This is a genomic window from Exiguobacterium sp. QJM3NY_9, from assembly GCF_056173545.1.
The window spans coordinates 1,635,086-1,661,894 of sequence record NZ_CM149679.1; the positions used below are offsets into that span (position 1 = coordinate 1,635,086).

Below are 26,809 nucleotides of genomic sequence, written 5' to 3' on the forward strand. Positions count from 1 at the left end.
AATACCACGATGAGGAAGGTGATTCGCTTGCACGCACAAGACTTGAATACGATGATGCTCGAATACGTCAATGATAAGGAAGATTATGACGCATTCGCAGATAAACTAAAAATTCTATTATCCGAGCTGCTCGACGCGGCCGGAATCAAATACCATTCGATCGTCTCACGGACGAAGGATTCGGAAAGCCTCTACCAAAAAGTCTTACGGCAACCGAACAAATACCGATCGCTCAAGGACGTCCATGATTTGACGGGAATCCGGATCGTTACCTATTTCCACGACGACGTCCGGGAAGCTGCCCGTATCATTGAAAATGAATTTTCGATCGACCGCGATCAATCGGTCGATAAATCGACGTTGCTCGATACGACGGAGTTCGGCTACTTGTCTGTCCACTTCGTCGCCGCCCTGAGTGAGCAACGCCTGGCCTTAAGTGAATACGGCCGTTTCAAGTCGCATACGGCAGAAATTCAAATCCGTTCGATTTTGCAACACGCCTGGGCAGAGATTGAACATGACTTAGGGTATAAAAATCCGAACAGCGTCCCGGCAGAAGTCCGGCGCAGTTTCAGCCGCGTCGCCGGACTGCTTGAGATTGCCGATCAAGAATTCGTCAACATCAAAAAGCAACTCAAACAATTCGAGGATGAGACCGTCCAACAGATTTTATCGGACCCGTATAAAGTCCGGATCACGTCCGATAACTTAAACTATTTCATTGACCACTCCCCTGTCATCAGTGAGCTCGACAAGCGACTCGTCACGTCACAAATGATGCTCGATTCCGACCAGCAACTGATTAATGAGTTGATCCGGATGTTCCATTACGTCGACATCCGCAATTACGGTGAACTGATCGATGCCGTCTCGAGTCATAGCACCCTTGCCTTAAAGTGCGCTCAAGTCATGCCGAATCCTTTTTTGCCGCGCCAAGGCATCGGTATCGCCTACATCTGCATGGCCGTGACGATTGCCGGGAACGACACACACCGGATCGATTACTTTTTCCGTCGATTCTATCCGGAACTTCGGAACGTCACGGAAATCATTACAAAAGTTCAGCCGTCGCATGATGAGATGATTCAAGAGAAAAATATTGATTAAACTAAAATTTTTCACTATACTAAATGGCGGGTAACGAAACTATCGTATGGAAAGAGTGAAGCTAAACATGGCAACAACAATCGAAGTAGCACAACGCGATCAATTGATCGTCGATACAGAAAAAGGACTCCGCATGAACTACCGCGCCATCAAAAAAGATGTTCGCAGCATGTTCACGACCTATTTGACACGGAATGAATTCTTCATTTTGAAGTCGCTTTGCGGGCAAAGTCCACAAATCGCATCCGCCCTGTCGAATGAATTCCAGTTCTCTGCAAGTATGATTACCGCACTTGCTGACGAATTGACAAAAAAAGGCTTGATTTCACGCGAACGCAGTGAACTCGACCGTCGTGTCGTCGAGCTCCGGGCAACACCGGACGGGATTGAACTGTACGGGAAACTTGAAGCAATGAAGATGGAGTATCTCTCGGACGTTTTCTCCGCGTTTTCGGATACAGAACTTGATACGTTCCGGACACTCTTGACGAAACTCGAGCAACAGGATTAACATTTCCCCCTCTAGCTGACCGAGCTGGAGGGGTTTTTGTACCAGCAACCGAATTGGAGGATGATGAGATGACGCATGCTACTTTAGAGCAGGTGACGGCGCTCCGTCAGTCGAAACAATACGAGCAAGCAAAACAGATGATGCGTCAGCTGTTAGAAACCGATCGTACGAACCCTTACTACCATTTCCAGATGGCCTGGTGCTTCGATAACCTCGGCGAGGAGCAGGCTGCCGTTCCACATTATGAGTTTGCGATCGCAAACGGCCTCGACACACGGTTTTTGACGGACGCCTTCATCGGGCTCGGCAGTACATACCGGGCGCTCGGACAATACGCTGCTGCGCATGACACCTTTACGGAAGGCTTAGCACGTTTCCCCGACAGCACGGGATTGAAGACGTTTTTAGCCTTGACATTGTTTAATCTCAAGCAGCATGAGGAAGCGATGCAACAGTTACTTGACGTCATCACGACGATGACGCCGGACTCCGACGTCCATGCGTACAGACAAGCCCTCCACTATTACCGCGACCATTTACATGACGTGTCCGAGACGTAACCGTCTGCCCGCTTAACCGTTCAATGATTCCTTCTCTTCCTCTTTTAGCGCGAAAGGAGCTTGTTCATGAAACGACCAGCAGAGGCACAACCGTCAGTCCTGACGATCATTGCCTATAAGTATCCCGACCGCCCCCATTACGAGTGGACTGGCAACATGCTCGTAAAAACAGACGACTACGTGCTCGTCCATGGACAAGCAGGCAGAAGACTGGTCCATCACACACGGGGACAGACCTTTACCTACGCGACACAGTCGCTTGAGTTTTATCCCCTGAATGCGCCGTTTACGGTCAATATCGACTTCGATGCGGATGGAACTTCCTATCACTGCAACGTCTGCCTGCCCCCACGGCTCGACGGAGATACCCTTTCCCCCGTACGGAGAGGGTCGTAAGATGACTCAAGACTAGAGCGTCAATCTTTTTAAACAATCCAAAAAGCCGCTGATGTAGATTGTTTGTCACATCCATCACTCGGCTTTTTGTTTGGTTTAACTACTGTTGTCCTCACTATCACTCCGCTCCGCCCGGATACCAGATCGGAATCCTTTGCGAAAAGTTTTCGTGTGTTGCGAGAATGCGCACCAGGCGATTGGTCATCTCAGCGACTTCAGCCGGATGATTGTGGATCGTCCAGACAAGGGATGAGAACAGGGCCATCGCCATATAAACGCTGTAGACGTCCCAGAACGCCTCCGGGACCGGGCCGTCAAAATAGCCTGCCAGTTGTCCCCGTGCGAACGGAACACTCGTCTCGACGGTAAAAAGCCCGAGTTTGACAAAATCATGCCACGGGTCACCATAATCCGCTTGATCAAAATCAATCACACCTACAAGTGATCCGTCCCGGACGATCAGGTTGCCTGGATGAAAGTCATCATGTTGAAATCGGTTCGGACGATTGGCGAGTCGCGGTATCTGTTGCTCGACCCATGCATTGATTTGTTCCGCCTGTTCAAACTCCACTCCGCTCCTCCTGTAGCCGGTGACGTACCGCTCATGTTTTGCTTGGCACCGCTCTGCCCAAGGTGCGACCGAAGCAGGTGCAACATATCCGTGGAACGCTGCCAGTACCCGTCCCGCCTCGATACCTAGCTTGTACGCTGTCGCCTCGTCTGCCGTCGCGAGCTCCGTCCTTGCATCGTTTCCCCTAAAATACGGTCTGATGCTGTAAGCTGAATGTGCTGAGAGCCGTCCCACCTCAACAAAAGGCACGACCGGCAGTCCGTCTGCACTCATCGTTTGGACGTTTTCCGCCAACTCCCGTTGCCAAGCGAACCGTGTTCCATCCATGAGCTGTAACACGTACTCCCTTTGCCCGTTGATGACGTAGAATTTCGGGTAAGACGAATAACCAATCGTCAATGGCTCGATGCGTGTCGCACTCCTTAACCAGCCGATGTTTTGTTTGATCTCTTCCCGGTCCATCCTGTTTCCTCCCTTGCATGGCTAGTCCTGAGATTAGACAAAGTAAAAAGCAGGGAAGCATGTGCCTCCCTGCTTTTTTACGATGATGGCTGTCCTGGGATATACTCCGAGATGATCCCGAGTAACTCCGCGTAGGCCTGTTCAAAATCAATGTTTTCAATCATATAGTCATAGTGGTCCCGGTCTCTCCAAGCTTCCGAGTAATCGATGAGCCGTGCCTCGAACTCCGGTGTATCCCCGCGCATCAACAGACGTTCTTTCATCAGATCAGGTGGAACGGACACGAAAATCGTGATGACACGGTCTTCGAACAATTCCTTGAATGCTGCCGCACCTTTCGGATCGATGTCTTTGATGACGATTCCGTTCGTCGTCAGGACGTCCTCATACGCTTGTCGGGGTGTTCCGTACCACGCCCGGTGGACATGGGCGTACTCGATGAACCCCGTCTCTTGAATCAATTGTTGGAACGTTTTCACGTCGACGAAATGATAACTTTCCCCGTCTTGTTCGGTCGGGCGTTTCGGTCGTGTCGTCACGGAGGGAATGAACCGGACATGTTCATACTCGTGTCGTAATCGTTTGATTAAGGACGACTTCCCGCTGCCCGATCCACCAATCAATAGAATGATTTTACCTGACATCGTCATCCTCCTTTTGTTGTTGCCTAGTCATGAAATACCCCGAAACACGCAGCGCGAATTGTTCGAGTTCGCTATCGTCGACGACCCCGTAAATCGAACGGATGACGACGAGATACCGATCGTATTCAATGATGCGCGCGACGTCATTTCGGGTCATCTGGACACGTTGTTCCGGATAGCTTGCGACGTAGTACCAGTCGACGGCAATACGTTCCGGTGTCGGTGTCGCATAAATCCACGTCTCGCTTTTCAGGTCATGTTCAATCGTACTCTTTAAAGAAAAACGTTGTACGGTCTCTAATTCGGTTTTTGCGTCTTGAAGTCCTGCTTGGAAGTCATCCGGTCGTGTCGCTGACTGTGCAACTTGTTTCGGTTGCGGTTGTGGTATTTTTTGAAAACCAATCTCGAGACCGATGCCAAGCGCAATCAGTGAAGCTATGATTGTCAACACATACCCCTTCCGCATGACGCTTCCTCCTTAGTCGATCGACAGGCGCGCTTTGAATCCTTTTGGATCATTGACGATGACGGCATCAATGCCGATTGCCTCCATCCGTCTGACATCCTCTGCCGATTTCGGAGTATAGACACGGACGGAAATTCCTGCTGCGTGAGCCAGTGCGACGTCTTCTGCCGTCACGCGACGATAATCCGGATGAATGCCCTTCGCCCCGAGCTGCTTCGCTTGTTGCTCCGGGTGAAACAAGGGATACGGATAGAGCAGTGCTGTCTCGAGCGACGGATCAAGCTGACGAATCGTATCAATCGAGTAATGATTGAAGGAACTGAAGATTAATCGATCTGGTGCAAGCTGATGGGCACGGCACCGTTCGACGACGTAGGCCTCGAGACCTTCATAACGGATCGTATCCGTCTTCAGTTCGATGTTGAGGACGATTTGCGTTGGCGCCACGAGCTCTAAGACTTCGTCAAGTGTCGGAATCATCGCACGCTGCGGTCCCGTACCTTTAAAGCGCGCTCCCGCATTCAATTGTTTGAGTTCTGCAAGCGTAAGATCAACGACGCGCCCTGTTCCGTCCGTCGTCCGGTCGACGGTCTCGTCATGGATGACGATTCCGACGCCGTCTTTTGAGAAATGGACATCGAATTCGATGCCATCGACGTCCGGTAAAGCTGCTTTGAACGCCTCGAGCGTATTTTCCGGAAACGCGTCACTTGCGCCGCGGTGGGCAAACCATTGCATCACAGCGTTTCGACGACGCGTGTATATTTCTTCGTCAAGTAATCAATCAACGGTTGGACCGTAATCGATTGTCCGGTCGCTGCTTCAATCAATTCGGCCGGCGTCTTCGCTTTTCCGTGTTGATGGATATTTTCCTTTAACCAATTTTTGATCGGTGTAAACGAACCGCTTGCAATCAGTTCGTCGATGTCTTTAACATCCCGACGCATCGCTTCGTTCAACTGGGCACTGTAGACGAGTCCGAGCGCATAGCTCGGGAAGTAACCGAACGAACCACCTGACCAGTGAACGTCTTGTAAGACACCTTGTGCGTTCGATGGGACATCGACTCCAAGGTATTCTTTGTAGAGGCGGTTCCATTCCTCTGGCAGTGCCTTGACTTCGAGTTCACCCGTGATGAGACGTTTTTCAAGTTCGTAGCGGATGATGATATGCATCGCGTATGTCAGTTCGTCCGCCTCGATCCGGATCAACGATGGTTTGACTTCGTTAACGGCAGCATAAAATGTTTCGAATGGAACGTCCGTCAATGAAGGAATCGCAGCTTGCAACCCTGTATAACGTGCTTCGAGGAAACCACGGTTGCGTCCGATGAAGTTCTCAAAGAATAACGATTGTGATTCATGAATCCCCATCGACGCCCCTTCACCAAGACCAAGCGAGTCGAGTTCCGGATCGATACCCTGTTCGTACGTCGCGTGACCGGCTTCGTGCATCGTCCCGAAAACAGAGTTCCGGTAATCCGCTTCATCATATTTTGTCGTGACACGGGCATCTTTGCGGTTGATTGTCGTTTGGAACGGGTGGACCGTCTCGTCCAAGCGACCTGCTGTAAAATCATAACCGATATCATTCAGCCACTCGTGATTGAGCTTAATTTGTGTCTCCCGGTCTGCTGACCAATCGAGTTTCGGGAATGTTTTTCCATCAAGATCGGCGAGCAACGTGATGATTGCTTGACGGAGCTCCGCGAACAATGGATCGAGCTGAGCGACCGTCATTCCTGGCTCATAGTCATGGAGCAATGCATCGTACGGGTGATTTTCGTATCCCCAGTACTCGACGAATTTCCGCTCTGTCGCGACGATTTTTTCTAAGAATGGTTCGAATATCGCCCAGTCATTCGCATCCTTCGCTTTTTCCCAAACACTTTCCGCTTCCGAAATCAATGTCACAAAGGCTTGATATTCCGCTTCCGGAATTTTTGAGTCCCGGTCAAATGCCTGTTTCGCCTTTTCGTACGAAATCGCATCGAGTCCCGTCAACGATTCTTGCCCCATCGCTTCTAACAGCGACTGATACTGTGTGCCTGTCCGGCGACGGAAACTTTCCGTCGATAAGAAACCGAGTGATTTCGAACGGTTCGCTGCCGATTGTTCCGGCATGTATGTCCGCATGTCCCAGTAGAGTAAAGCGACTGCTTCCTCATAGGCACCGAGTGCGTCAAAGTGGTCGCGCCATTGTTGTAATGTATTCATTCTAAAATCCCCCTTGAAGTATGTAGTGGTATACGTTTTTTAGCATATCACAAAATGTTCAAAACATTCATACAGGAATACCCTTTGAAACCTTTGTGGTCATTTGAACGTATAAATTGTATAATCAAGCTATCAAAGAAAGGATGGGGCATACGTGAAAACAGATCAAGAACTGGCGTCTGCTATCGACATCGGATCGGACGGACAAACGTATACGATTATTAATCAACCAAACGAATTAGAATGGATCGGCACAGGACGGAGTGCGTTCGTGTTTCGGATTCAAGGAACGGACCGCGTCATCAAAAAGTTTTTCCCGAGCCATCGTCATCTCGCTGCACTCGAAGGGTCGATTTATGAACAGTTGGCCCCCTTTCCGACGTACGCCAAACAATACGCCTACGGGACGGATTATCTCGTCATCGAATACATCGAAGGACAGACGTTGTTCGACTGTCTCGTCAGCGGGACAATGATTTCACGTGACGTCATCCGTGTTGTCGATTACGCCTTGGCGGAAGCACGATCGGTCGGCTTGAATCCGTCCGACATCCATTTGCGCAACATCATGCTGACGAACGACGGGACACGGATCATCGATGTCGCACGGTTCCGTCAGACAGCACCGTGTTCGCAGTGGGACGACTTAAAACGGGCATACGATTACTTTTATAGCAAATCGTATTTTCCGAAAAAGCTGCCCGAGTCCTTTTTGAATACGGTGGCGGACATTTATAAACGGCGGATGTTCGAGTCACACCGTAATACCGGGTGACGCAGATAGATGAAGCGGTAACGTATCTTATGAACGATGAGATACGGTAGCGTTTTTCCTGATTCACTTCATAACTCGACTACTGAAACAGGAAATCCATCCGTTTTCGTTATACATTTTTTGGTATAATTAAGATAGATGAAAAGCAATTCATACCCTGTTTGAAAGTAGGTCGACAGATGAAAGAAATGATTCAAACGCACGCGGATTTACTTGACATGCTTGACGATTTACTGCGTGAACCGACAGCATTCTGGAACGGCTTTTACGCCGACCGGGACAAACGGATTCCTTTTTTCGTCAATAAACCGGACGAAAATCTCGTCCGGTATTTTGAGCGCGGCCTCTTCGCGCCGGGTCACGTTTTGGAACTCGGTTGCGGGCCGGGACGCAACGCGCTGTATTTTGCAAGGCAGGGATGTACCGTGACCGCCGTCGATTTGTCGCGCGAGTCGCTTGACTGGGCACGCGAACGGGCGCAGGAGGAGCAGCTCGACGTCGACTTCATCGAACGGAACATCTTTGATTTCCCCCTTGCTAAAGAGGCGTATGACATCGTATACGATTCCGGTTGCTTCCATCATATCGCCCCACACCGCCGACGCGATTATCTTACGCTCGTCACCGATTCCTTAAAGGATGGCGGACATTTCGCCCTGACTTGTTTTATCGAAGGCGGTGAGCTCGGCGGATCCGACATCTCCGACTGGGAAGTGTACCGGACACGCAGCTTAAACGGTGGCTTAGGATTCACGGAAGAGAAGTTACGGTTGGTTTTCGCTGACTTCGACGTGATTGAAATCAGACCGATGCTGATGATGCCGGCGTCCGCGACGACTTTCGGTCGTACTGGACTGTGGACGGCAGTGTTTCAAAAAAGCACGATAATGGACCTCTGCTATATAAAAAGAACGTAGCAACGTGAGCCCTGATGTGCACCTGACAAAAAACCATGGAGGACGACCTCCATGGTTTTTTGTCACTTTGCTTTTTTTCCGCTCACGCGTTTCGGTTTAGCGAATAAACCGAAATACAATCCGACCAATACGCTGACGATGATCCAGCCATCTGTTTTATCCATCTTGGCGCCTCCCGTCTTTCACTGAAGTGTTTCTAAATCATACACCAATGAATGATCATGTGCTTCATGAACACTTTTTTGTGCCTTTACTTACGATTGAAAATGATAATGGAACAATACGAGCACCGACAAAATCAGGGACCGATCTTGCTGCTCCTTGACTTTAAACGTTACGTCGGACCGCAAGTTCGCTTTACTCGTCGCAATCACCTCAGCCCCCCGCCGCACTTCTATCTTCGAAGATAACGTCGAGGACGTGACTTCGTACTCGACGTCTTGATAGGACAGGAGCATGACTTCTTTAAACGTACTCATCCGTTTCAGCGACGCGTCGGTCCGGACCGTTCCGACGACTTCACCGTTTTCGTAGACGAGCCACTCTTGATTCCGCGCTAGGAGAGAACTCCGTTGTTCGACGTAAGAAACAGTACGGTCCGAAAAACTGAAGTTCAGATTCAAGAACCACCCCCGCAGTTTTGCCGAGAGCTGAACGAATAAAAACTGCCATCCTTTTGGATAGCTCCGTCGATAGGACCCGATTTGCTGTGCACCTTCCAGCACGTATTTCGGTCGTCGTGTCGTCCGTTCGACGCACCGTGTCGCTACCGTGTTCGCGCGTCCCCCGTACCGCATGTCGCGTTTGATTTGCCAGTAATCCAGAAGCGCGCCACCAAGTGCTGCAAGCAGCAACAACGAAATTAAACCAAGTTCCAGCCAACTGAACATGCCGGTTAAGAGGAAGCGGATGACCATCCCAATCGTCAATAACCCATACAATAACAGCATTTCACCCATCGTCATTCTTGTCTCCTTTATCTATAGCACGCTCTTGATGATTTTAGTGTACACTAGCACGATAACGATAGTAAGGATTATCTAAATGAGTTAAAATATGTTAAACAATGGAGTTCGAGGAGGAGATGCAACATGATTGAACTACGACAAATCGCACTCGTGACCGGTGCCAGTCACGAACGGGATATCGGGGCAGCGATCTGTCGGACGCTTGCCGCACGAGGCATCGAGATTTTTTTCACCGCCTGGCAAGCGGAAGCCGACTGGATCCCATCATTTGAAGCGGAGTTAGCAACATTCGGTGTCCGGGCAAGAGGATTCCGGATTGACTTAGCCAATCCGGCGGCGGCGGCAACTGTCCATCAAACCGTCGTTGAGACGCTCGGCCAACCGTCGATTTTAATCAACAACGCCGCTCACTCGACGCAGACCGACTATTTGTCGCTCGACGCCGCAGCGCTCGACACTCATTATGCGGTCAATATCCGCTCGACGTTACTGTTATCGGTCGAGTTCGCCCGCCAGCTGCAAGCGTCACCGTTACTTTCAGGACGGATCATCAACATGACATCCGGCCAGGAACGCGGACCGATGCCGGGTGAACTTGCTTATGTCGCGACGAAAGGTGCGATTTCTGCTTTTACGCAGACGTTCGCCCAGGAAGTTGCCCCGTTCGGCGTGACGGTCAACGCCGTCAACCCCGGTCCGACCGACTCGACTTGGATGACGGATGAGATCCGCTCCGCCCTGCTACCGAAATTTCCCTTTGGCCGCATCGGGGCACCAAACGACGTCGCCCGCCTGATTTCATTTCTCGTCAGTGACGAAGGTGCCTGGATCACCGGGCAAATCCTGCATTCGGAAGGTGGCTTCATCCGTCAATAATGGCATAATCCGTTAGTCGGCGAACGAAAAGGTCACTGGACGATGATGTCCGGTGACCTTTTTCGTTTTCTTATGTTGCATACGAATCAGACGTCATCCTTGCAAAAATTGAGTCAAGGACGGAGCGACGACTTCTTCGCGTTCCAGTGTTTCATGACCGACGACCATCACTTCACTCGTTACGAGATCCACACATAACAGGTCCCCATCCATGTCTTCGTATCCGATGATGTACCATGATTTTAATCGATCCGCTTGATGGTGTTCGACTTCAATGATACTCCGAAAAATCGCTTGTGATTCCTCAAACAGATCAACCGGATGAACACATGCATAACGTGGCAATCCATCGACATCTGTCAATCGTATTTCTTCTTCCTCAACCGGTAACATCGCCATTACTTGTTCAATCGTCATCACTTCTTCTTCACATCCCTTTTAGTAGCACGTCGCTGTTTCATCTTCAGTTTGATGCTTCTTTATGTTAGTAAACAAAAACAGACTTCGGAAACTCCCGAAATCTGTTAGCGTCATTACGTATTTTTCTAGGGTAGCTCAGTCGTTTCGATTGGTCAACCCAAGGAACTGGGCTTTTTGATTAAACAGTTTCCGGTAGGACAGGTAGCCGACCATGACGGAAGACACGGCAGCATTCGTCAAAATCAGGAACAGGATTAATAACTGGTACATGACAGCTTCCATCGGATCGGCCCCACCGATGATCAAACCGCTCATCATGCCGGGAAGCTGGACGAGTCCCATCGTTTTCTGCGCCTCGATCGTCGGAATCATACTCGTCCGGATAGCGCTTTTCAAACTTCGGTCAATCGCTGTTTTCGGTGAACCTCCGAGCGCTAAAATCAGCTCAATGACCTCATCGCCCCGCTCGACCTCATCCTTGAACTTATTCAGGAACAGGAGCGACAAAATCATACAGTTGCCGATCACCATCCCGCTGATCGGAATGACTTCCTGCGCTTCGAACGGAATGATTTGAAGACCGAGCATGATGCCCATCGTCAAGACTTCGACACTGACTAACGTCAGTAAAATAATGCCCGTAATCCCGGGAATTCCGTCACCTTTTTTGATGATGTTGAGCGTTGCCGCGACAATCATCAACAGAATCATCAACCCGATGTAAATTTTACTGTCACTTTCGAAAACGAACGTCAAGATATAACCGACAATCAACAACTGGACGATCGACCGGACCGTCGCTATCAAAATATCGTTGCCAAGTCCAAGCTTTAACGTATATGTCAGCACTAACGGAATCAAGATGAAGACTAAGGCGGAAGCGAGTTGCACGTAACTCATTGGTCGACCCCCTTGACGAACGCTTCGATGACGGGATTATCCGAGCCCTCAATCAATTCAATCGTTCCCTGTTCAATCAATTGCCCGTCTTTTAAGAACCACATGTCATCACTGACACGGCGCGCCTGTTCGAGATCATGCGTAATCCAGATCACCGTCACGTTGAATTCCCGTTGAACTTTTCGGACGAGCGCCTCGATTTCCTTGACCATCCGGTAATCGAGACTGGCCGTGATCTCGTCGAGCAACAGGACATCCGGTCGGTTGACGAGTGTCCGCGCGATCGCGATGCGGCTTTTTTCGCCACCCGACAGTTCCTTGACGTTTTGTGTCAACGGGACCTCTTTCAAGTCGACCCGCTCCAACAGTCGTTTTGCCTCTTCCTGTTCCAATGTCTGATTGAAGATCGCTTTTGGAAGATTCAAATTGTCATACACAGTCCCCGCAATCATCGGGGCACTTTGAAAGGCCATGCCAATCTTTTTTCGAAGCTCCATCATATCGATGTCTTTTAAATCGGTCCCCTTAAAATAAATCGTCCCGGCGTCCGGGGAAAGTAATCCGTTGATTTGTTTCAGACACGTCGTTTTCCCGGCACCGCTCGGTCCGACGAGCGTCGTGATTTTTCCTTCCCGAAACGTCCCGGAGATCCCTTTGAGTATCGATTTGTACTGGACATCCTTAAATTCAATGACTGCCACACCACTCCACCTCACCTTTTTGGTCGTTTTTTCTAGTGTAGCAGGGACGGTTGCCGCGCGGACAGCGAGAAGGTTCGACAGATGCCCAAGGCTTAGCGAAAGTTAACGAATCGTTGATATCACGTCAGACGATAGACCCAAATTTCTTCGCCGTTCGTTTCATCGATCCGTTTGATATCAGTAAAGCCCGCTTGCCCGTAAAAATACTTGGCATGCGTATTTTCTGTGTGTAAGCTCAACACGATTTCATCGACTTCGAAATGGTCTTCGATGAAACCGATTGCTCGTTTTAAAAACTGCGTTCCTAGCCCTTGTCCTTGATACTGCTGACCGATCATGAACCGGTCAAGCCAGATGTACTTGTCCGTCCGGTTTTCCGCACCAATCATCATGAACCCGACCGGCTGCCTGTTTTCGCATAAGGCATAACAACGCCAGTCGTGGTCGTGGTCGTTCATCGCTTCCTGAAGCGACTGCGCGTTCGTTTCGATATATGCGCGCTGCGCGGCTGCGACTTTTAATCCGAGAACCGCGGCCAGATTCGCGTCATTAATGTCTTCGATCGTCATGAAAGGATTCATTGGCCATTCACCTCCTCTGCGTTCTTGTGATCTCTACAGTTTGCTCAAGACACGAACAAATCCCGCATCGCTTCAACAGACTAAGCGCGATACGGGTTATAGCGTGCATGGGTCAATGAAACAAGCAATCTTACCGTCTTTCACGAATGACACGTGTTTTCGCAAACTCATCTTCCGGTAAAACGGAGGCATCCTCCAGATAACGCTGACGGTCCTTAAAGAATTTCCCTGCTGTGAATACTTCACGGTAAGCAATCCGTTTAAGGATTTGTGTCGTTTTCAACGGTTGGTCGTCTTGACTGACGACACGGAGTCCCATGACACGACTGCCGACCGTTCGGCCATCCGTCAAGCGTAATTGAACCGTTTCCATGACGACATCGACGACCGACTGGGTGACGATGCCACGGATGACGGGACGTTTGCTCCGTTTGAGAACTGTTTCTTCAAGGACATTTACAATGATAGCGTTCACCATCAAATTAATGACAGCCGCCCCGATTCTTCGTTTTGTGAGGGATTCCATGTGGATCATCCTTTCTCGATTTGAATAAAAAAAATGCCACTTCTCTTTCTGAAAAAAGAAGTGGCGTCATGCAAAACGATGAAACGTCCTGTCTGCCCAGCCATGCGGTGATTTCAGAGGCAACGAACATCCCCTCTCTTTTCCCGTTTTCTCATGGATTTAATCGAACGGTGACCGTTGATGTTTGAACAGTAATCTGTCTGAGTGTTGAAGCGTCAGCGTTGTCCTTTGATCGTTGAACATTCAGCTTTGACCGGACGGTCGCAAGGACCATCTTGGATGCTAATCGGTCAACCGATTAGAAGATGTCCGTTATCGCACGGACGACGCGTGTTCGGTTATGAAATCATCAGACAAACAGGATGGTAGGTTTAGATTAATATTTTCGTAAGTGTATTACTTTCAGATAGACTGAAATCGACTTCGGCATCAAATGCGTCGATTGACTCGTCTAACTGTTGAATGACTTGCCGAAGACCGGAGGGGTCAATCAATTTCGGTTCTAATCGTTGGATGAACAGACGACGCGTTTTTTCAATTTCTTCCGCGTCCCCTTTTTCACGCGCACCGTATGTCGCTTCGATATGATTTTCTGCACGCCGCTCGATCTCGATACGTTCCTGTTCAATCGTCTGCTCCACTTCATGCAGTTGTGTTTTGAGCGTTTGTAACAATTGGCGATTGTAGTCAAGACCCGTATCGCGACGATCAATCGCTTCCGCGACCGTCATCTCGGTCCCGGCGATTCGGACACGCGTCACGGCATTCGATGCGGTAATCGCTGCTTTGATTTGATTTCGACGCTCAATCAATGCGCGAATCGACTGGAGATTTGCCGCCGCTTCCGTCGCGAACTGTTCGACGTTCGGAAAACCGACAGGCGGTTTGTCTCCCGTATGCAATCCGATAAAGTGACCAAGCTGACCTTTTTTAATCCGTTTATCTAACATTTTTAATTCCACTAATCCACGATGGATCGACATCTCAATCTGCTCGATGTTCGCCACTTCCTTTTTAGATACTCGTGAGCTCCGCTCTACCTTTTCAGCATAGCAGAAAACACTTTAAAAATCGGGCAATCGATGTTTCTTTCAACCTTACAAAATTGTCATATACTGATTTACCCTCATGTTATAATTCCATTATCAGGATATTCATGTTAAGAAAACGGAGGAACTGAACGCATGCCACACAGACTGCAATTGACGGCCCCCCAGACGCTCCAGTGGGTCGAGCAACCCTTAGCGCCCTTGCAAGTAGATGAACTACTCATCCAGACATTACATGGAGCGATCAGCATCGGCGCGGAATTGCCGCAAGTCATGGCGACTGACCGGTCAGAGCTCGCCCCGACCTATCCGAAGGAAACGGGATACGAGAGTTACGGGGAAGTGCTGGCAATCGGAGAGGATGTCTCAAATATCCGTGTCGGCGACCGTGTCGTCGCTTTTTACGGTCATCACGACATCGCCATCGTCCGCGCAGCAAAAGTCATTCCCGTCCCGCGCGACCTCCCGCCGCAACTCGCCTTGTTGACGATTTTATCGTGTGACGCCGCAAAAGGCGTCCATAAACTTAATCCCCGTCCGTCGGATGCCGTCGTCGTGACCGGGCTCGGGACGATCGGATTATTAACCGTCTTTTATCTACGCCACTACTTCGGTCTCTCGCGCATTGACGCCGTCGACCCGGACGAAAGGCGACATGCACTCGCAAAACAGCTCGGGGCAACCCGCACGGTTACGTCCGGAAACGACCTCGAGCTGAATACCTATGCCGCTGCCCTCGAATGTTCGGGACGGCAAACCGCGTTTGCGCATCTTCAGGAGGCACTCGTCCCCCATGGTCAGCTCTGCATTCTCTCTGACGGCAATTACGACGTCTTGTCGCTCTGTCCGAGCTTCTATGCAAAAGAGTTACGGATCGTCGGATCGAGTGACGGGATCGATTACCGCGCCCATGCGGACTGGTTTTTGCCGGTCGCCCGAAAGACACCTGCCTTACTCAAGCTGTTTGAACAGTCAGTCGATTGGTCGGACTTGATTCCATGTTTCGAGGCTTTACAGGCAGGTGCAAAACCGTTAAAAGTGTTTGTCAGCTACGACCGGTGACCGTGTTTGTCTGACAGACACGCCGTTCGGATCGACGGCTTCCCTGTCTTCCCCCGTAAAAATGACTTGCTGTAAGACGGTATGATCACCAGGCACCGTCGTCACTTCATCGATTGCATGGCCGAATAACCGCTTCAACTCCTGTTCGAAGCCGACTTGTTTCGTCGCCAGTTCAAGCCGTTTCAGATGAGGACCGTCCGATAAAATCGCATCGTGATGCGTCTGCAGTTCAATCCGACAGGCGTACGGGGTCTGGATGAACGTCCGCCGGTCGTTCGCTTGGACTGTCCAGTCCATCTGTTGTGCACGTTCGAGAAGCAGCGTCCGTTGTTCAGGTGTCACAAGAAAACCGAGATGGTCGAAGCGGACGGCTTTCCCGTGACCGAACGTGACGTTGATGGCGCCGCGTTTCATCTCGATGATTCGAAAGCGGATCCCGTCGCCCCGGAAGTCATCCCATGTCAACGGCGGATCAAACGCGGTAAACGCGCCGTCGGTCTTTCCGATCCGTTGTGTGACCGCAAAGCCTAATTTTTCATAAAACTGCTCCGTCGCCTCAACGTTCGGCGTCCAAAGATGATAATGAAACAACATCGGCGTTACTCCCCTTCGCGATCAGTTCAGGGAACGTCATCACATCGACGCCCCCACTGTCGTCTAAAAATTGTTTTAATAGCGGTAAATGGGCGGCACCATAGAGGACGAGAATCCGTTCCCCCGGCTCCGCCAAATCAAGAATCCGGTTCGCGATCAACAGATTGCGGTAGTACCAGTACTGGATGACCCACCTCGCCCCGACGTGCGTCGCCGGATCTAGCCGGGCGAGTTGCCGGTACGTCCGGTGACTTGCTTCGACCGCCTGTTTGTCATTTAGTTGTTCAAGGAACGAGAGGTAGGCCTGCTCGAGCAATGTCGCTTCGAGTGACTCAAATTTTTGTTGTTCGGCACGCATCAAGCGGTCAAACGCGACCGGATCGAGCTGTTCGAGTTCCGCAAGATTCGGGACACCTTCCACCGTCTGATTCCAGTCCACCGCCTGCAGACCGGCCAGACCTGCCAAGCGCGCTACTCGAAACCCGAGTTGATGGCGTTCATTCGCCGTCAGCGTAAAGCTTTGCTTGAGGTAAGCGGCATAGTCGGCATTCAGTGCACCCGCCTGCTCAGGCAAAGTCTCTAGCGCGACTTCTGTCGGACGAAATGTTTGCAGGACTTCGGCGACCTGTTGAATTTCCCGCTGCCGTTCGTCTGAAAACACATCGAAGATGCGCGGACGAAACAAGTCTCCGTTATCAGGACAGTCCAAATGAACGGTCCCGACGAGTAATACGGTCGCGCGTTGTGCCATCGATACCTCCCCCTTCTACTATTTCCATTTTACTGTAAACAGGAGGCTAATCCTAGTCCGTTTCGTTAAAATAGACCTCTCGCTGATTGCAAGAGGCGACTCGACCTGACTTCCGTCCAAGTAGAAGGAGAAGACGAACTGCGATGCAGAATCCATACACTTGCCGAAAGATTCAATCCGGCAGAAAAACTGAACCGATTCATGTCAGCTCAGTGAATTTAAAGGAATTAAAAAAGGAAGCACGTCAAAATTAGTCCGCGAGGAGTATCCGTCTATGAATATGAACATCCGTCAACTGTCCGTTCATGAGAACCCTCCGATGGAACTTTTGTTAGCAGCAGACCCTTCTCAGAAAATAGTTGATGAATACTTGAAGAGAGGTCGATGTTTCATAGCTGAATCTAGGAATCAACGGATTGGCGTGTATGTGCTTCTCCCGACAAGACCGCAAACGATTGAAATTGTAAATCTTGCAGTAGAGGCGAGACATCAAGGTAACGGCATAGGAAAACGTCTTTTAAGACATGCCATCCAAACTGCACAAGCGATGGGCTATACAACCATCGAAATCGGAACAGGAAATTCAAGCATCGGGCAGTTGGCGCTTTATCAAAAATGTGGATTTCGGATCGTCGGAGTCGACTTGAATTTCTTCTTGAGGCACTACGAAGAGGAGATTGTAGAAAACGGTATCCGGTGCACAGACATGATTCGGTTGTCTCAAGACATTTGAAACACCTCCACCTATACTTCGCTTAGAGGTGGAGGTAGCTCAAATGCATTCACCCAGTCAGCATCTGCTTAATCAGTAACGTCTTCCCGCTACGTTCACGCGGAATCTTACTGACCGCCTGCAGCGAAATCAGCATGTCGCTTCCGAGTAGCCGCTTCAAATAATGACCGAGTTGTTTTTCATCGTTTGTTGAAAAACGTGCGGCATCCGCAATGTATAACAAGATGATTTCCCGGTTATTTTTTTGGACATACTGAATCCGTTCGACACTGTTCGGCAACACTTTGACGACACTCGCGAGCTGTCCCTCGAACACTTTTTGTCCGTCCGGTCGGACAAGATAACTTTTCCCTCGGCCGTCAATCGAATCGATGACCGGTCCTTTGTGACCACAGGAACACGTCTTGCCGCTGATCGTCATCCGGTCGCCGACCCGGTAACGGACGAGCGGGGTTCCGTGTGTATCAAAACTCGTGACGAGGACCTCGCCATCGGTGTCGAGTTCGACGATGCCCATCTCATGATGCAAATGTTTTTGACCGAGCCGACACTCGGAGATGATTGGTGCCCCTTCCGACGAGGCATACTGATCGAAGACGGGCGCATGGAACACGTCCTCCAGTAATTGACGCTCCGCTTCCGTCATCATCTCAGCCGTCGGGAAAATCGCCAGCGGACGACACGTCATCTCCATGCCGCTGCGTTTCGCGTGCCGCGCCAGTTCAATCATCGCCGATGGCAGACCATCGATCGAGTCCGGTTGAAACGTATTGATTGCTACCAAATACGCCGTCATCGTCGCCGGATTAATCTTTTTGACCGTAAACAGTAATTGATTCAACGCCCGGTTCATCCGCCAATAGACCGGTGTTTGTTGGTGTTCAGCAACCAACACTTGCGCCGTGAAACTAATCCGCCGCATCCCTTTTTTGACGCCGTGCGTATATTTAAAATAATCTAAATGTGCCATCCGCCGCTGCATGTCTGCTTTCGTATAGTGGACTTGAATCGATTGTCCCGTCGTCCCACCCGTTTTTCCAAGAATCGGGGCTGCGACATCGGTGCGAATTCGTTCGATTTGGTGCCGTAACGTATCTTTTCGTAACACAGGAATTTGTTTTAATTGATTGAGATCCGTCAAGGGTAAGGTGACGCCGTGCCGCTTAAAAAGCTCTTGGTAATAGTCACTGTGCATCACACAAAACGCCAAAAAAGCATTCAGCCGTCTTAGCTGATCTGCCGCCACATCAATTGTTTGGTGCTCTTTTGCAATCAGTTCCTGAAAGCGCTCTTGATAAAACGCACCGTACCGCTCCCGTTGCAAGTGATACCCATGAAGTGTCGTCAATACGTTTTGTAAGAAGATTGGTGCGTGCATATAAACCTGTTCCTTGATTCCCATCCTTACACGTCCTTTCTGATAACGATTCACCACGATGCGTCGAGCCCTTCTGCACGATTTCTTGATAGGTTGTTTTTACCCGGCATTTCTGACAGGAACATGATAAAAACTCCCATTCAATAGTTTCCTCTTGAAGTTTTATACAAAAAAAAGACTAGCTCTGATTTCGGCTAGTCCAATCAATTGGCTCGTTCGTTCTCTGGAATCAATTGTTTAATCAACAACGTCTTCCCACTGATTTCTTTCGGAATTTCCGGGACCGCTTTTAAGAGGACATCCATTTGTCCACCGAACAAACGCTCTAACACGAAGTATAACTCCTTTTCATGCTCTTGTTTAAAGCAACGTTCGTCCGGTACGTACAACATCACAACTTCATCCGCGTCTTCTTGGATGTACTGGACTCGTTCGATACAATTCGGGAACCGCCGCACGATTCCAGCGAGTTCCCCTTCAAAGATCCGATGCCCATTTTTCAACTGGATATAACTTCGTCCGCGTCCGTCAATCGATGCGATGATCGGACCACCATGCCCACATGGACACGTCTCGTGACTAAGCGTCATCCGGTCACCAATCCGGTAGCGGACAAGGGGCGTACCATGTGTATCAAAACTCGTCACGAGAATTTGACCGTCTGCTTCGACTTCGATGATACCCATTTCATAATGGAGATGTTTTTTACCGTAGCGGCATTCGGCGACAATCGGTGCACCTTCAGACGAGGCGTACTGATCAAAGATCGGTGCATGAAATACTTCCTCGATTAAAGCACGTTCGTCCCGTGTCAACATTTCAGCCGTCGGAAAAATCGCCTTCGGACGGAATGTACAGTCGACGGCATGTTTTTTGGCGTATCGTGCAACCTCAATCATTCCCGACGGTAAACCATCAATCGACACTGGATTAAACCGGTTCAATTGTTCGATGTAAGCGGGGATCGTCAACGGGTTAATATTCTTAATTGAAAAAAGCATTTGATTGATCGCCTTATTCATCCGCCAATAGACGGGTGACTTTTGTTGTTCTGCCGCTAATGTCTGTCCCGTAAAACTCGCCCGGCGCATTCCCTGTTCAATTCCATGCGTCCATTTGAAATAATCGAGGTGCGCCATCCGAATTTGCATGTCCTCTCTCGTATAATGCACTTGGATCGATTTCCCGGTCGTCCCGCCCGTCTTTCCAAGAATCGGCGCATGAATCCGCGCATGGACGTCGGCATTCCTTGTCCGTAGCGTCTCCTTATCGAGCAAGGGAATTTGTTTTAACTCTGACAACTGCGCAAGCGGAAGCTCAATCCGGTTCTTATCGAACAACTCTTTGTAGTACGGGCTATAGGCCTGACAAAACAGTAAAAACTGATTCAGGCGGGATAATTGCTCCTGCTCGGGATCAATCGATTGCCGTTCTTTCCGCTTCAATTCTTCGAACCGATTACGGTAGGCGGACCCGTAACGTTCCTGGTACAAGACCCGTCCGTAAAGCGTCGTTAGGATATTCTGAATGAAAATCGGTGAATGGAAATAAATCGATTCTTTAAGTTGCATATGTTCACTCCCCTTCCTCATCATTCAACGCGCGACTTGTCAGCAGTCGCCACACCTTCTCTGTTACTTACATCTTATTTCCAGTCCTGCCGCTAGACAACCAAATCTTAAGGCATAAGCTTAGCTTTTATTTAGATGCTGTTTTACATTAATAACTTCAGTTCACAAATGTAAGTTAACGGTCCTTGAAATGACAAAAAAAGATAACCGAAGTCCATCTGACAACGGCTACCTTCTTTAGTGTACTTGCATGTTTTGATTTCCGAATGACCGGATTTGGATGGCTCCGAGGACGAGCTCTAACTCCGTTTCATCTAACTGATCGATGATCTCCATGATCGTCAACGTCGTCCTGCCGTTATACAACTGAACGAGTAATTGACGTTCGACATCGACGGTTAAATCTTCGACAGGTTCCGCTAATAATTCTTGGTAAAAAAATTCACCCGTCTCCGGAAAAAAATAGTCACTGAACAATTGCATAAGCGCTAGATTACCCGTCGCTAAAAATAAGATTGATTGAAAAGAATACTTTTTACGGTTTCGTGCATTCAATCGCTTCAATATCATTTGGTAACGTGTATGATGACGTTCGTCCAAAAAACAGACAGCATTCATATCCGTCTCCCTCCCCTAAAAAATGATACTGTCCATCCCTCCAAAACAGTGCGCAAATCTTCTTTATTTGTTTTCCCTGTTTTAAAAAGATGAAGCATTTGTTTTTAACTATAACATTCGTTTGATTAAATCGCAGGTCGTTTGGGTAAATCTTTGTAGTAAGCAGCTAATGAGGAGGAATTGACATGACGCAACCACGTAAACGCCTGGCACTTGCCGGTGCGACAGGATATATCGGACATAACCTATTAAATGAATTGAAGAAAAAGTACGACGTCATTGCCTTGTCTCGAAATGGTGACGACAAGGAAGATGAAGCGAATGTCGAATGGCGTTCGTGTGACCTTTTTTCGTTAGCGGATACGACAGCCGGATTAAAAGGAGCAGACATCGCCATCTACCTCGTCCACTCGATGATGCCGTCAGCAAAGTTGACGCAAGGCTCATTTGAAGACATGGACTTGATTTTAGCCGACAATTACGCACGCGCTGCAAAAGCAAACGGCATCCAGCAGATTGTTTACTTAAGTGGCATCATTCCGGACGAGACGGAAAATTTATCACGTCATCTTAAAAGTCGCCTTGAGGTCGAGCGCGTCCTCGGTGCATACGGTACACCGGTCACGACGATCCGCGCTGCGCTCATCGTCGGTCCGAAAGGGTCTTCGTTCCCGATTCTGTCAAAACTCGTCAAACGACTTCCCGTCATGCTGCTCCCGCGCTGGACGCGTAACAAAACACACCCCGTCGCGCTACCGGACGTCATTCATGCGCTCGGATCTAGCGTCGACCGCGAGGACCTCAAGGATCGTGCCATCGATATCGGCGGTCCGGAAGCGATGACGTACAAGGAAATGATTTTGAAGACGGCGGAAGTAATGGACAAAAAACAACCGACCTTCGACTTACCGTTGATGACCGTCAAATTGTCGCGGCTTTGGGTGACACTCGTCTCCGGAGAACCGAAAGAAACCGTTTATCCGCTCGTCGAAAGTATGGTCCATGAGATGGTGGCGGATCCCGACAAGATGGTCGAGGGCATCAGTGACGGAAAAATTTCATTCGAGCAATCCGTACGGATGGCGATGGAAGAAGAAGAAGAGTCGAAATCAAAAAAATCAGGAAGCTCTTCATCGCACCAGAAATCACAAACGCTTGATGTCCGGTCCGTCCAACGTGTCCGTCTTCCAGACGACCGGAACGCGAACTGGGCTGCCGACAATTATGTCGATTGGTTATCGACGTTCGCGAAACCTTTTCTTACATCGAAGACAGCGGAAGAAACGGTCGTTCGGATTCATGTTCCGTTGCTTGACGCCCCGTTGCTTGAACTGACGAAAGAACCATTCGAAGACGATCAACAGGCAACGTACCGAATTACGGGCGGCTTGTTTGCTCAAGTTAAAGAAGATAGCAATGGACGCATCGAGTTCCGGCAAATCCCGGGTTCGCAAGAGTGTATCATCGCGATTCATGAATATGTTCCCGCATTACCATGGTTGCTCTATAAAACGACCCAGGCGAATGTCCACCTCATCGTCATGTATCTCTTTAAACTGCACCTGCTACGCTTGATGCAGACGACAGAAGAACAGCCGGACGAATCAGAAATGATCGTTCCGGAACCGAACTGAATCAGCACTGTTTTTAGAGGCTTCTCACGATTCGTGAGCGCCTCTTTTTTCGTGTGCAACCGTAAGATGACGAAAGCAAAATAAACATGATACACTTACAATTGACTGTAAGAAAGGGGTTACAATTTGCATGCGCTCATTTGAAGAACGATTGACGAACCACCTGGAAGCGACGGCGCTTCTCGCGACACTGATTCAACCTTCACGCGATCAGCTCCGACTCGATAAATTAGATACATTTTCAAAGAAGTTATTACGACGCGACTATACGATTGCCTTCGCCGGTCATTTTTCTGCCGGTAAATCCAGTATGATCAATGCCTTGACGGGCGAATCCATTCTCCCGACGAGTCCCATTCCGACGAGTGCAAATATCGTCACGCTTCGTCAAGGCGAGACCGACGAAGCGATTGTTTCCTTCCATGATCGAAAAGCAGTCCGTCTAGCCTCGGAAGATGATTTGCAACACTTACGCCATTTCGGCCGTGACGGCACCGTCCAACAAATCGACATCACCCATGCGACATCCACTTTACCACCTGGTCTCGTCCTAATGGATACGCCAGGCGTCGACTCCGTTGATGACGCCCACCGGATTTCGACTGAATCGGCGTTACATGTCGCCGACTTAATCTTTTATGTCATGGACTATAACCATGTCCAATCTGAACTGAACTTCAGCGTCACAAAAGACTTACTCGCTTCTGTTCCTGAACTCTATTTAATCGTCAATCAAATCGACAAACACCAAACATCCGAGCTGTCATTCGATGCCTTTAAACGATCCGTCGAAAAATCGTTTGCTGAGCATGGTGTTCAGCCGAAAGGCATTTTCTTCACGAGCCTGCGTGAGCCGGAATTCGCGGGGAACGACTTTTCTGCCGTCAAGCGATTGGTCGACCAAAGCATTCGTGACGCCCAGCCGAAATTGATCGAATCCGCTCAAACGACGCTCGAGGTCTTACACCAGGAACACATCAACTATTTAGAAGACATGATTGAAGAAGCATCTGACGCGATGCGGGATACGGTCTCGGCGACCGAACGCGCAGAAGGGGAGCGTTTGTTTGACCGGCATGCACAAGTCAAACATCAATTGACCCTGTTTGCTCCTGAACAATGGAGCAGCCGTTTTTCGGCACACCGGGAAAGTTTACTTCGCAATGCGACGCTGATGCCGTTTGAATTGCGCGAAAAGATGAAAACGTTCCTCGAATCCCGGCAACCTGCATTCAAGGTCGGATTGTTCCGGAGCGCTAAAAAAACACAGGCGGCACAACAAGTCATCGCTGACGATGTCCTGCGCGCACTCCAGTCTGTCACTGCTTCTGAAATTGCGCTTCACCTTCGAAAACTTATGAAACAATCGCTAGCGGAAATTGATTTGCTGTCTGACCAGCACTCGTTACGAATCGATCAACTCCCACTTGATCCACCGTTAGCCGTCATTGAGGAAGCACTTCAAGACGGCATCACGATTACCGGGGAATCGGTCTTGCAATTCACGAATCGGGTCGTTGCATCGGTCAGTGCTTGGTACGTCAAGGAAACGAACCATTGGCGAGAAGCGGTCCGCCAGGAGTTGACGCATGAAAACATCCCTGCGAAAGCGACGCTTCAAGCTGAATTTGAGACGCTCGAACAAAAATGTGACGTGATGACTGCCTTCAAGAATGCGGAACAGGTGTTAATAAGCTACCTCGAACGGGCGAACGAACCGACCACTGACGATATGACAGCGGCACGTGAGCAACTAGAACAGTGGCGTACGCAGCTTACGCAGGCGACGCTCGACATTGAGACGTTTACAGGGATCAATCCAGTCGTGACACAAGAGATGGAGACTACGCATGAAGAAACGCTTCAAGCTGTCCCATCCCGTTATACATTAGAAGAGATGCAGCAAATCCAGACCATTCTCTCCGGTGTCCGCGGGTTCGAGGACGCTACGAAGTATTTGCAACAAAAGCTTGCGCGCGTGACGACAAGCGACTTTACGATTGCCTTATTCGGTGCTTTCAGCGCCGGCAAATCTTCGTTTTGTAATGCTTTGCTCGGTCAGCGTGTCCTACCGGTCTCACCGAACCCGACGACGGCATCCATCAATCGGATTAAACCGGTCACGGCGACGCATGTCCACGGGACCGCAACGATCCGGTTTAAATCGGAGACTGACCTTCTCAACGACTTGAACGAAGCCCTGCAAACGTTTGACGCAACGATGCCGTCAGTCACTGCCGTCGTCACATGGTTGCGCGAACGGACGACAAGCGACTTGAAAGATGCCTCTTTCTTACGCGCGTTCCTAAAAGGATATCCGACGGTCGAACCTTTCATCGGTACAGAACAGACCGTCGATCAATCGGCATTCGAGGAGTATGTCGCGCAGGAACACCTCAGTTGTTTCGTCGATGTAATCGACCTGTATTTCGACAGCCCGTTGACACGTCTCGGAATCACGCTCGTCGATACACCGGGTGCTGATTCCATCAATGCCCGGCATACGGACGTCGCATTTGAATACATTAAAAATGCGGATGCGATCCTGTTCGTCACCTACTACAATCACGCCTTCGCCCGAGCCGATCGTGAATTTTTGATTCAACTCGGCCGGGTTAAGGATGCATTCGAGCTCGACAAAATGTTTTTCGTCGTCAATGCGATTGATCTCGCAACTTCGACAGCGGAACAGCAAGATGTCCTACACTATGTCGGCACGGAACTAAAACGGTTCGGCATCCGTGCACCACGTCTGTTCGGCGTCTCGAGCCTCAACGCCCTTGCCGAGAAACAACAAGGGATTGATGAACAATCCGGCATCGATTCGTTCGAACAAGCCTTCCATCACTTCTTGAACCATGATTTGAAAGGGCTCGCGCTTCAATCCTTGACGGAAGAGACGGACAAGACAATCCACCGCCTCAATCAATTGATTGATCAGACAGAACGGAACATCGCCAGAAAAGATGCCCGATTGACGGAACTCGATGCGCTCGAACAAGAAATCACGGCACACTTCTCGAACGGTCGGGTCGAACTCGTTCACCATGAGCTATTTGCTGAGATTCATGAATTGTTACATCACGTCAATCAACGCATCTATTACCGCTTCCCAGACTTTTTCAAGGAAGCCTATCATCCGGTCCGGTTTGCGAACGCGACGAAAGCAGTCGCTTTACAACAAGCACTCATCGAATTACTCGGATTTTTGCGGTATGATTTTGAACAAGAATTGCGTGTCACTCATTTCCGGATCGATAGCTGGATCCAACGTGCCATCGCAAAGCGTCTTGACGAAGAGGCGATGTATGCTGCGAAACTGAACCCGTCGTTCCAACTATCACCACTCGATCCGCCAACGCTACCTCCGATGACGTTCAGCGGTCCGTTCCAAGATGACACGAAATACCGTTCCGTCAAAAGCTACTTCCGGAACGCAAAGGCTTTCTTCGAACGGAACGAGAAGGAGCACTTAAAAGACGCGCTGGTCGCGTTGACGAAACCGGATGCCGTTAGTTATCTCGAAGGCGAAGAGTCGCGCCTTCGTCATCTAACGGAGCAACATCTCGACGAGGTCTTCGCGACACTCTATGCCGAATGGACAGAGACATTATTGAGCCAAATTGAGACGGAACGTTCGACTTTGACGGATGCGCATCCACTGGACTCATTCAAGGCTGCCCAAGCGAAACTTCATGACTTAATCGAGCAATCGGTTCACTGAAACAACGGGCTGACTCCCGCTTTCGGATTTGCTTCCATGCGTCGTGAATGAGAAGAATAGACATAGAAAACGCCGATGTTTCCGTGGATGAAACGGAA

The 26,809-nt window shown here is 49.6% G+C and carries 28 protein-coding genes; 11 read left to right on the top strand and 17 right to left on the bottom strand.

Going from position 1 to position 26,809, the window contains the following annotated elements:
* Positions 1-18 precede the first annotated feature (18 nt).
* The 4 genes from AC0VYQ_RS08505 to AC0VYQ_RS08520 all read left to right on the top strand — a co-directional run bounded on the left by AC0VYQ_RS08505 (position 19) and on the right by AC0VYQ_RS08520 (position 2,574).
* The gene (locus AC0VYQ_RS08505; protein WP_235195154.1) at positions 19-1,107 is read left to right on the top strand and encodes a GTP pyrophosphokinase; all 1,089 of its coding nucleotides are present in this window, start codon (positions 19-21) and stop codon (positions 1,105-1,107) included.
* A gap of 67 nt (positions 1,108-1,174) precedes the next feature.
* Positions 1,175-1,618: a MarR family winged helix-turn-helix transcriptional regulator gene (locus AC0VYQ_RS08510; RefSeq protein WP_475403402.1), complete on the top strand. Its 444-nt coding sequence runs from the start codon at positions 1,175-1,177 to the stop codon at positions 1,616-1,618.
* Between the two features lie 68 nt (positions 1,619-1,686).
* The gene (locus AC0VYQ_RS08515) at positions 1,687-2,178 is read left to right on the top strand and encodes a tetratricopeptide repeat protein (protein ID WP_475403403.1); all 492 of its coding nucleotides are present in this window, start codon (positions 1,687-1,689) and stop codon (positions 2,176-2,178) included.
* A 66-nt stretch (positions 2,179-2,244) separates the two neighbouring features.
* Positions 2,245-2,574: a hypothetical protein gene (locus AC0VYQ_RS08520; protein ID WP_475403404.1), complete on the top strand. Its 330-nt coding sequence runs from the start codon at positions 2,245-2,247 to the stop codon at positions 2,572-2,574.
* A gap of 118 nt (positions 2,575-2,692) precedes the next feature.
* On the opposite strand, the gene AC0VYQ_RS08525 is transcribed toward AC0VYQ_RS08520, so the two are convergent.
* The 5 genes from AC0VYQ_RS08525 to AC0VYQ_RS08545 all read right to left on the bottom strand — a co-directional run bounded on the left by AC0VYQ_RS08525 (position 2,693) and on the right by AC0VYQ_RS08545 (position 6,933).
* The gene (locus AC0VYQ_RS08525; protein ID WP_475403405.1) at positions 2,693-3,607 is read right to left on the bottom strand and encodes an aminoglycoside phosphotransferase family protein; all 915 of its coding nucleotides are present in this window, start codon (positions 3,605-3,607) and stop codon (positions 2,693-2,695) included.
* Between the two features lie 77 nt (positions 3,608-3,684).
* Positions 3,685-4,251, bottom strand: a complete 567-nt coding sequence (locus AC0VYQ_RS08530; protein WP_475403406.1) for a guanylate kinase — start codon at positions 4,249-4,251, stop codon at positions 3,685-3,687.
* A complete protein-coding gene (locus AC0VYQ_RS08535) occupies positions 4,241-4,717 on the bottom strand; it encodes a hypothetical protein (RefSeq protein WP_088837203.1) in 477 nt (158 codons plus the stop codon). The genes AC0VYQ_RS08530 and AC0VYQ_RS08535 overlap by 11 nt, the downstream gene beginning before the upstream one ends.
* Before the next feature lie 12 nt (positions 4,718-4,729).
* Positions 4,730-5,455: a glycerophosphodiester phosphodiesterase gene (locus AC0VYQ_RS08540; RefSeq protein ID WP_251133038.1), complete on the bottom strand. Its 726-nt coding sequence runs from the start codon at positions 5,453-5,455 to the stop codon at positions 4,730-4,732.
* On the bottom strand, positions 5,455-6,933 hold the full coding sequence (locus tag AC0VYQ_RS08545) for a carboxypeptidase M32 (protein WP_475403407.1): 1,479 nt from the start codon (positions 6,931-6,933) through the stop codon (positions 5,455-5,457). The genes AC0VYQ_RS08540 and AC0VYQ_RS08545 overlap by 1 nt, the downstream gene beginning before the upstream one ends.
* A gap of 154 nt (positions 6,934-7,087) precedes the next feature.
* Here AC0VYQ_RS08545 and AC0VYQ_RS08550 point away from each other — a divergent pair, with 154 nt between their 5' ends.
* Positions 7,088-7,708, top strand: a complete 621-nt coding sequence (locus AC0VYQ_RS08550) for a serine/threonine protein kinase (RefSeq protein ID WP_215115354.1) — start codon at positions 7,088-7,090, stop codon at positions 7,706-7,708.
* 179 nt (positions 7,709-7,887) lie between these two features.
* Complete coding sequence (locus AC0VYQ_RS08555; RefSeq protein ID WP_475403408.1) at positions 7,888-8,625, top strand: SAM-dependent methyltransferase; 738 nt, start codon at positions 7,888-7,890, stop codon at positions 8,623-8,625.
* Positions 8,626-8,879: 254 nt separating this feature from the next.
* Here the strand turns inward: AC0VYQ_RS08555 and AC0VYQ_RS08560 are convergent, their stop codons facing one another.
* Positions 8,880-9,590: a tubby C-terminal domain-like protein gene (locus tag AC0VYQ_RS08560; RefSeq protein WP_475403409.1), complete on the bottom strand. Its 711-nt coding sequence runs from the start codon at positions 9,588-9,590 to the stop codon at positions 8,880-8,882.
* 126 nt (positions 9,591-9,716) lie between these two features.
* Between AC0VYQ_RS08560 and AC0VYQ_RS08565 the strand changes: the two genes are divergently transcribed.
* The gene (locus AC0VYQ_RS08565) at positions 9,717-10,469 is read left to right on the top strand and encodes an SDR family oxidoreductase (RefSeq protein WP_475403410.1); all 753 of its coding nucleotides are present in this window, start codon (positions 9,717-9,719) and stop codon (positions 10,467-10,469) included.
* A gap of 93 nt (positions 10,470-10,562) precedes the next feature.
* Here AC0VYQ_RS08565 and AC0VYQ_RS08570 read toward each other — a convergent pair whose 3' ends face one another.
* From AC0VYQ_RS08570 to AC0VYQ_RS08595, 6 genes are all read right to left on the bottom strand, one after another.
* Positions 10,563-10,889, bottom strand: a complete 327-nt coding sequence (locus AC0VYQ_RS08570) for an SMI1/KNR4 family protein (RefSeq protein ID WP_157898485.1) — start codon at positions 10,887-10,889, stop codon at positions 10,563-10,565.
* A 135-nt stretch (positions 10,890-11,024) separates the two neighbouring features.
* Positions 11,025-11,789 (bottom strand): ABC transporter permease, encoded by a 765-nt coding sequence (locus AC0VYQ_RS08575; RefSeq protein WP_475403411.1) that lies wholly within the window; start codon positions 11,787-11,789, stop codon positions 11,025-11,027.
* Positions 11,786-12,490: an ABC transporter ATP-binding protein gene (locus AC0VYQ_RS08580; protein WP_475403412.1), complete on the bottom strand. Its 705-nt coding sequence runs from the start codon at positions 12,488-12,490 to the stop codon at positions 11,786-11,788. Before AC0VYQ_RS08580 ends, AC0VYQ_RS08575 begins: the two co-directional genes overlap by 4 nt.
* Before the next feature lie 119 nt (positions 12,491-12,609).
* Complete coding sequence (locus AC0VYQ_RS08585; RefSeq protein ID WP_475403413.1) at positions 12,610-13,071, bottom strand: GNAT family N-acetyltransferase; 462 nt, start codon at positions 13,069-13,071, stop codon at positions 12,610-12,612.
* A gap of 130 nt (positions 13,072-13,201) precedes the next feature.
* Positions 13,202-13,597, bottom strand: a complete 396-nt coding sequence (locus AC0VYQ_RS08590; RefSeq protein ID WP_475403414.1) for an RDD family protein — start codon at positions 13,595-13,597, stop codon at positions 13,202-13,204.
* Between the two features lie 371 nt (positions 13,598-13,968).
* Positions 13,969-14,604 (bottom strand): hypothetical protein, encoded by a 636-nt coding sequence (locus AC0VYQ_RS08595; protein ID WP_475403415.1) that lies wholly within the window; start codon positions 14,602-14,604, stop codon positions 13,969-13,971.
* A gap of 177 nt (positions 14,605-14,781) precedes the next feature.
* On the opposite strand from AC0VYQ_RS08595, the gene AC0VYQ_RS08600 reads away from it, so the two are divergent.
* Positions 14,782-15,708, top strand: coding sequence for a zinc-dependent alcohol dehydrogenase (locus AC0VYQ_RS08600; protein WP_475403416.1), 927 nt, complete (start codon positions 14,782-14,784; stop codon positions 15,706-15,708).
* Here AC0VYQ_RS08600 and AC0VYQ_RS08605 read toward each other — a convergent pair.
* Both AC0VYQ_RS08605 and AC0VYQ_RS08610 read right to left on the bottom strand, forming a co-directional pair.
* Positions 15,679-16,302: a hypothetical protein gene (locus AC0VYQ_RS08605; protein WP_475403417.1), complete on the bottom strand. Its 624-nt coding sequence runs from the start codon at positions 16,300-16,302 to the stop codon at positions 15,679-15,681. The genes AC0VYQ_RS08600 and AC0VYQ_RS08605 overlap by 30 nt on opposite strands.
* Complete coding sequence (locus AC0VYQ_RS08610; RefSeq protein WP_475403418.1) at positions 16,265-17,053, bottom strand: DUF5694 domain-containing protein; 789 nt, start codon at positions 17,051-17,053, stop codon at positions 16,265-16,267. Before AC0VYQ_RS08610 ends, AC0VYQ_RS08605 begins: the two co-directional genes overlap by 38 nt.
* Positions 17,054-17,333: 280 nt before the next feature.
* Here AC0VYQ_RS08610 and AC0VYQ_RS08615 point away from each other — a divergent pair, with 280 nt between their 5' ends.
* Positions 17,334-17,786 (top strand): GNAT family N-acetyltransferase, encoded by a 453-nt coding sequence (locus AC0VYQ_RS08615; RefSeq protein ID WP_475404750.1) that lies wholly within the window; start codon positions 17,334-17,336, stop codon positions 17,784-17,786.
* A 49-nt stretch (positions 17,787-17,835) separates the two neighbouring features.
* Here AC0VYQ_RS08615 and AC0VYQ_RS08620 read toward each other — a convergent pair whose 3' ends face one another.
* From AC0VYQ_RS08620 to AC0VYQ_RS08630, 3 genes are all read right to left on the bottom strand, one after another.
* A complete protein-coding gene (locus tag AC0VYQ_RS08620; protein ID WP_475403419.1) occupies positions 17,836-19,188 on the bottom strand; it encodes a phenylacetate--CoA ligase family protein in 1,353 nt (450 codons plus the stop codon).
* A gap of 179 nt (positions 19,189-19,367) precedes the next feature.
* A complete protein-coding gene (locus AC0VYQ_RS08625; protein ID WP_475403420.1) occupies positions 19,368-20,735 on the bottom strand; it encodes a phenylacetate--CoA ligase family protein in 1,368 nt (455 codons plus the stop codon).
* A 237-nt stretch (positions 20,736-20,972) separates the two neighbouring features.
* The gene (locus AC0VYQ_RS08630) at positions 20,973-21,353 is read right to left on the bottom strand and encodes a hypothetical protein (protein ID WP_029330360.1); all 381 of its coding nucleotides are present in this window, start codon (positions 21,351-21,353) and stop codon (positions 20,973-20,975) included.
* Between the two features lie 185 nt (positions 21,354-21,538).
* Here AC0VYQ_RS08630 and AC0VYQ_RS08635 point away from each other — a divergent pair, with 185 nt between their 5' ends.
* Entirely contained in the window at positions 21,539-22,987 is a 1,449-nt protein-coding gene (locus tag AC0VYQ_RS08635) for an NAD(P)H-binding protein (protein ID WP_475403421.1), read from the top strand.
* 130 nt (positions 22,988-23,117) lie between these two features.
* Positions 23,118-26,711, top strand: coding sequence for a dynamin family protein (locus AC0VYQ_RS08640; RefSeq protein ID WP_475403422.1), 3,594 nt, complete (start codon positions 23,118-23,120; stop codon positions 26,709-26,711).
* Positions 26,712-26,809 lie beyond the last annotated feature (98 nt).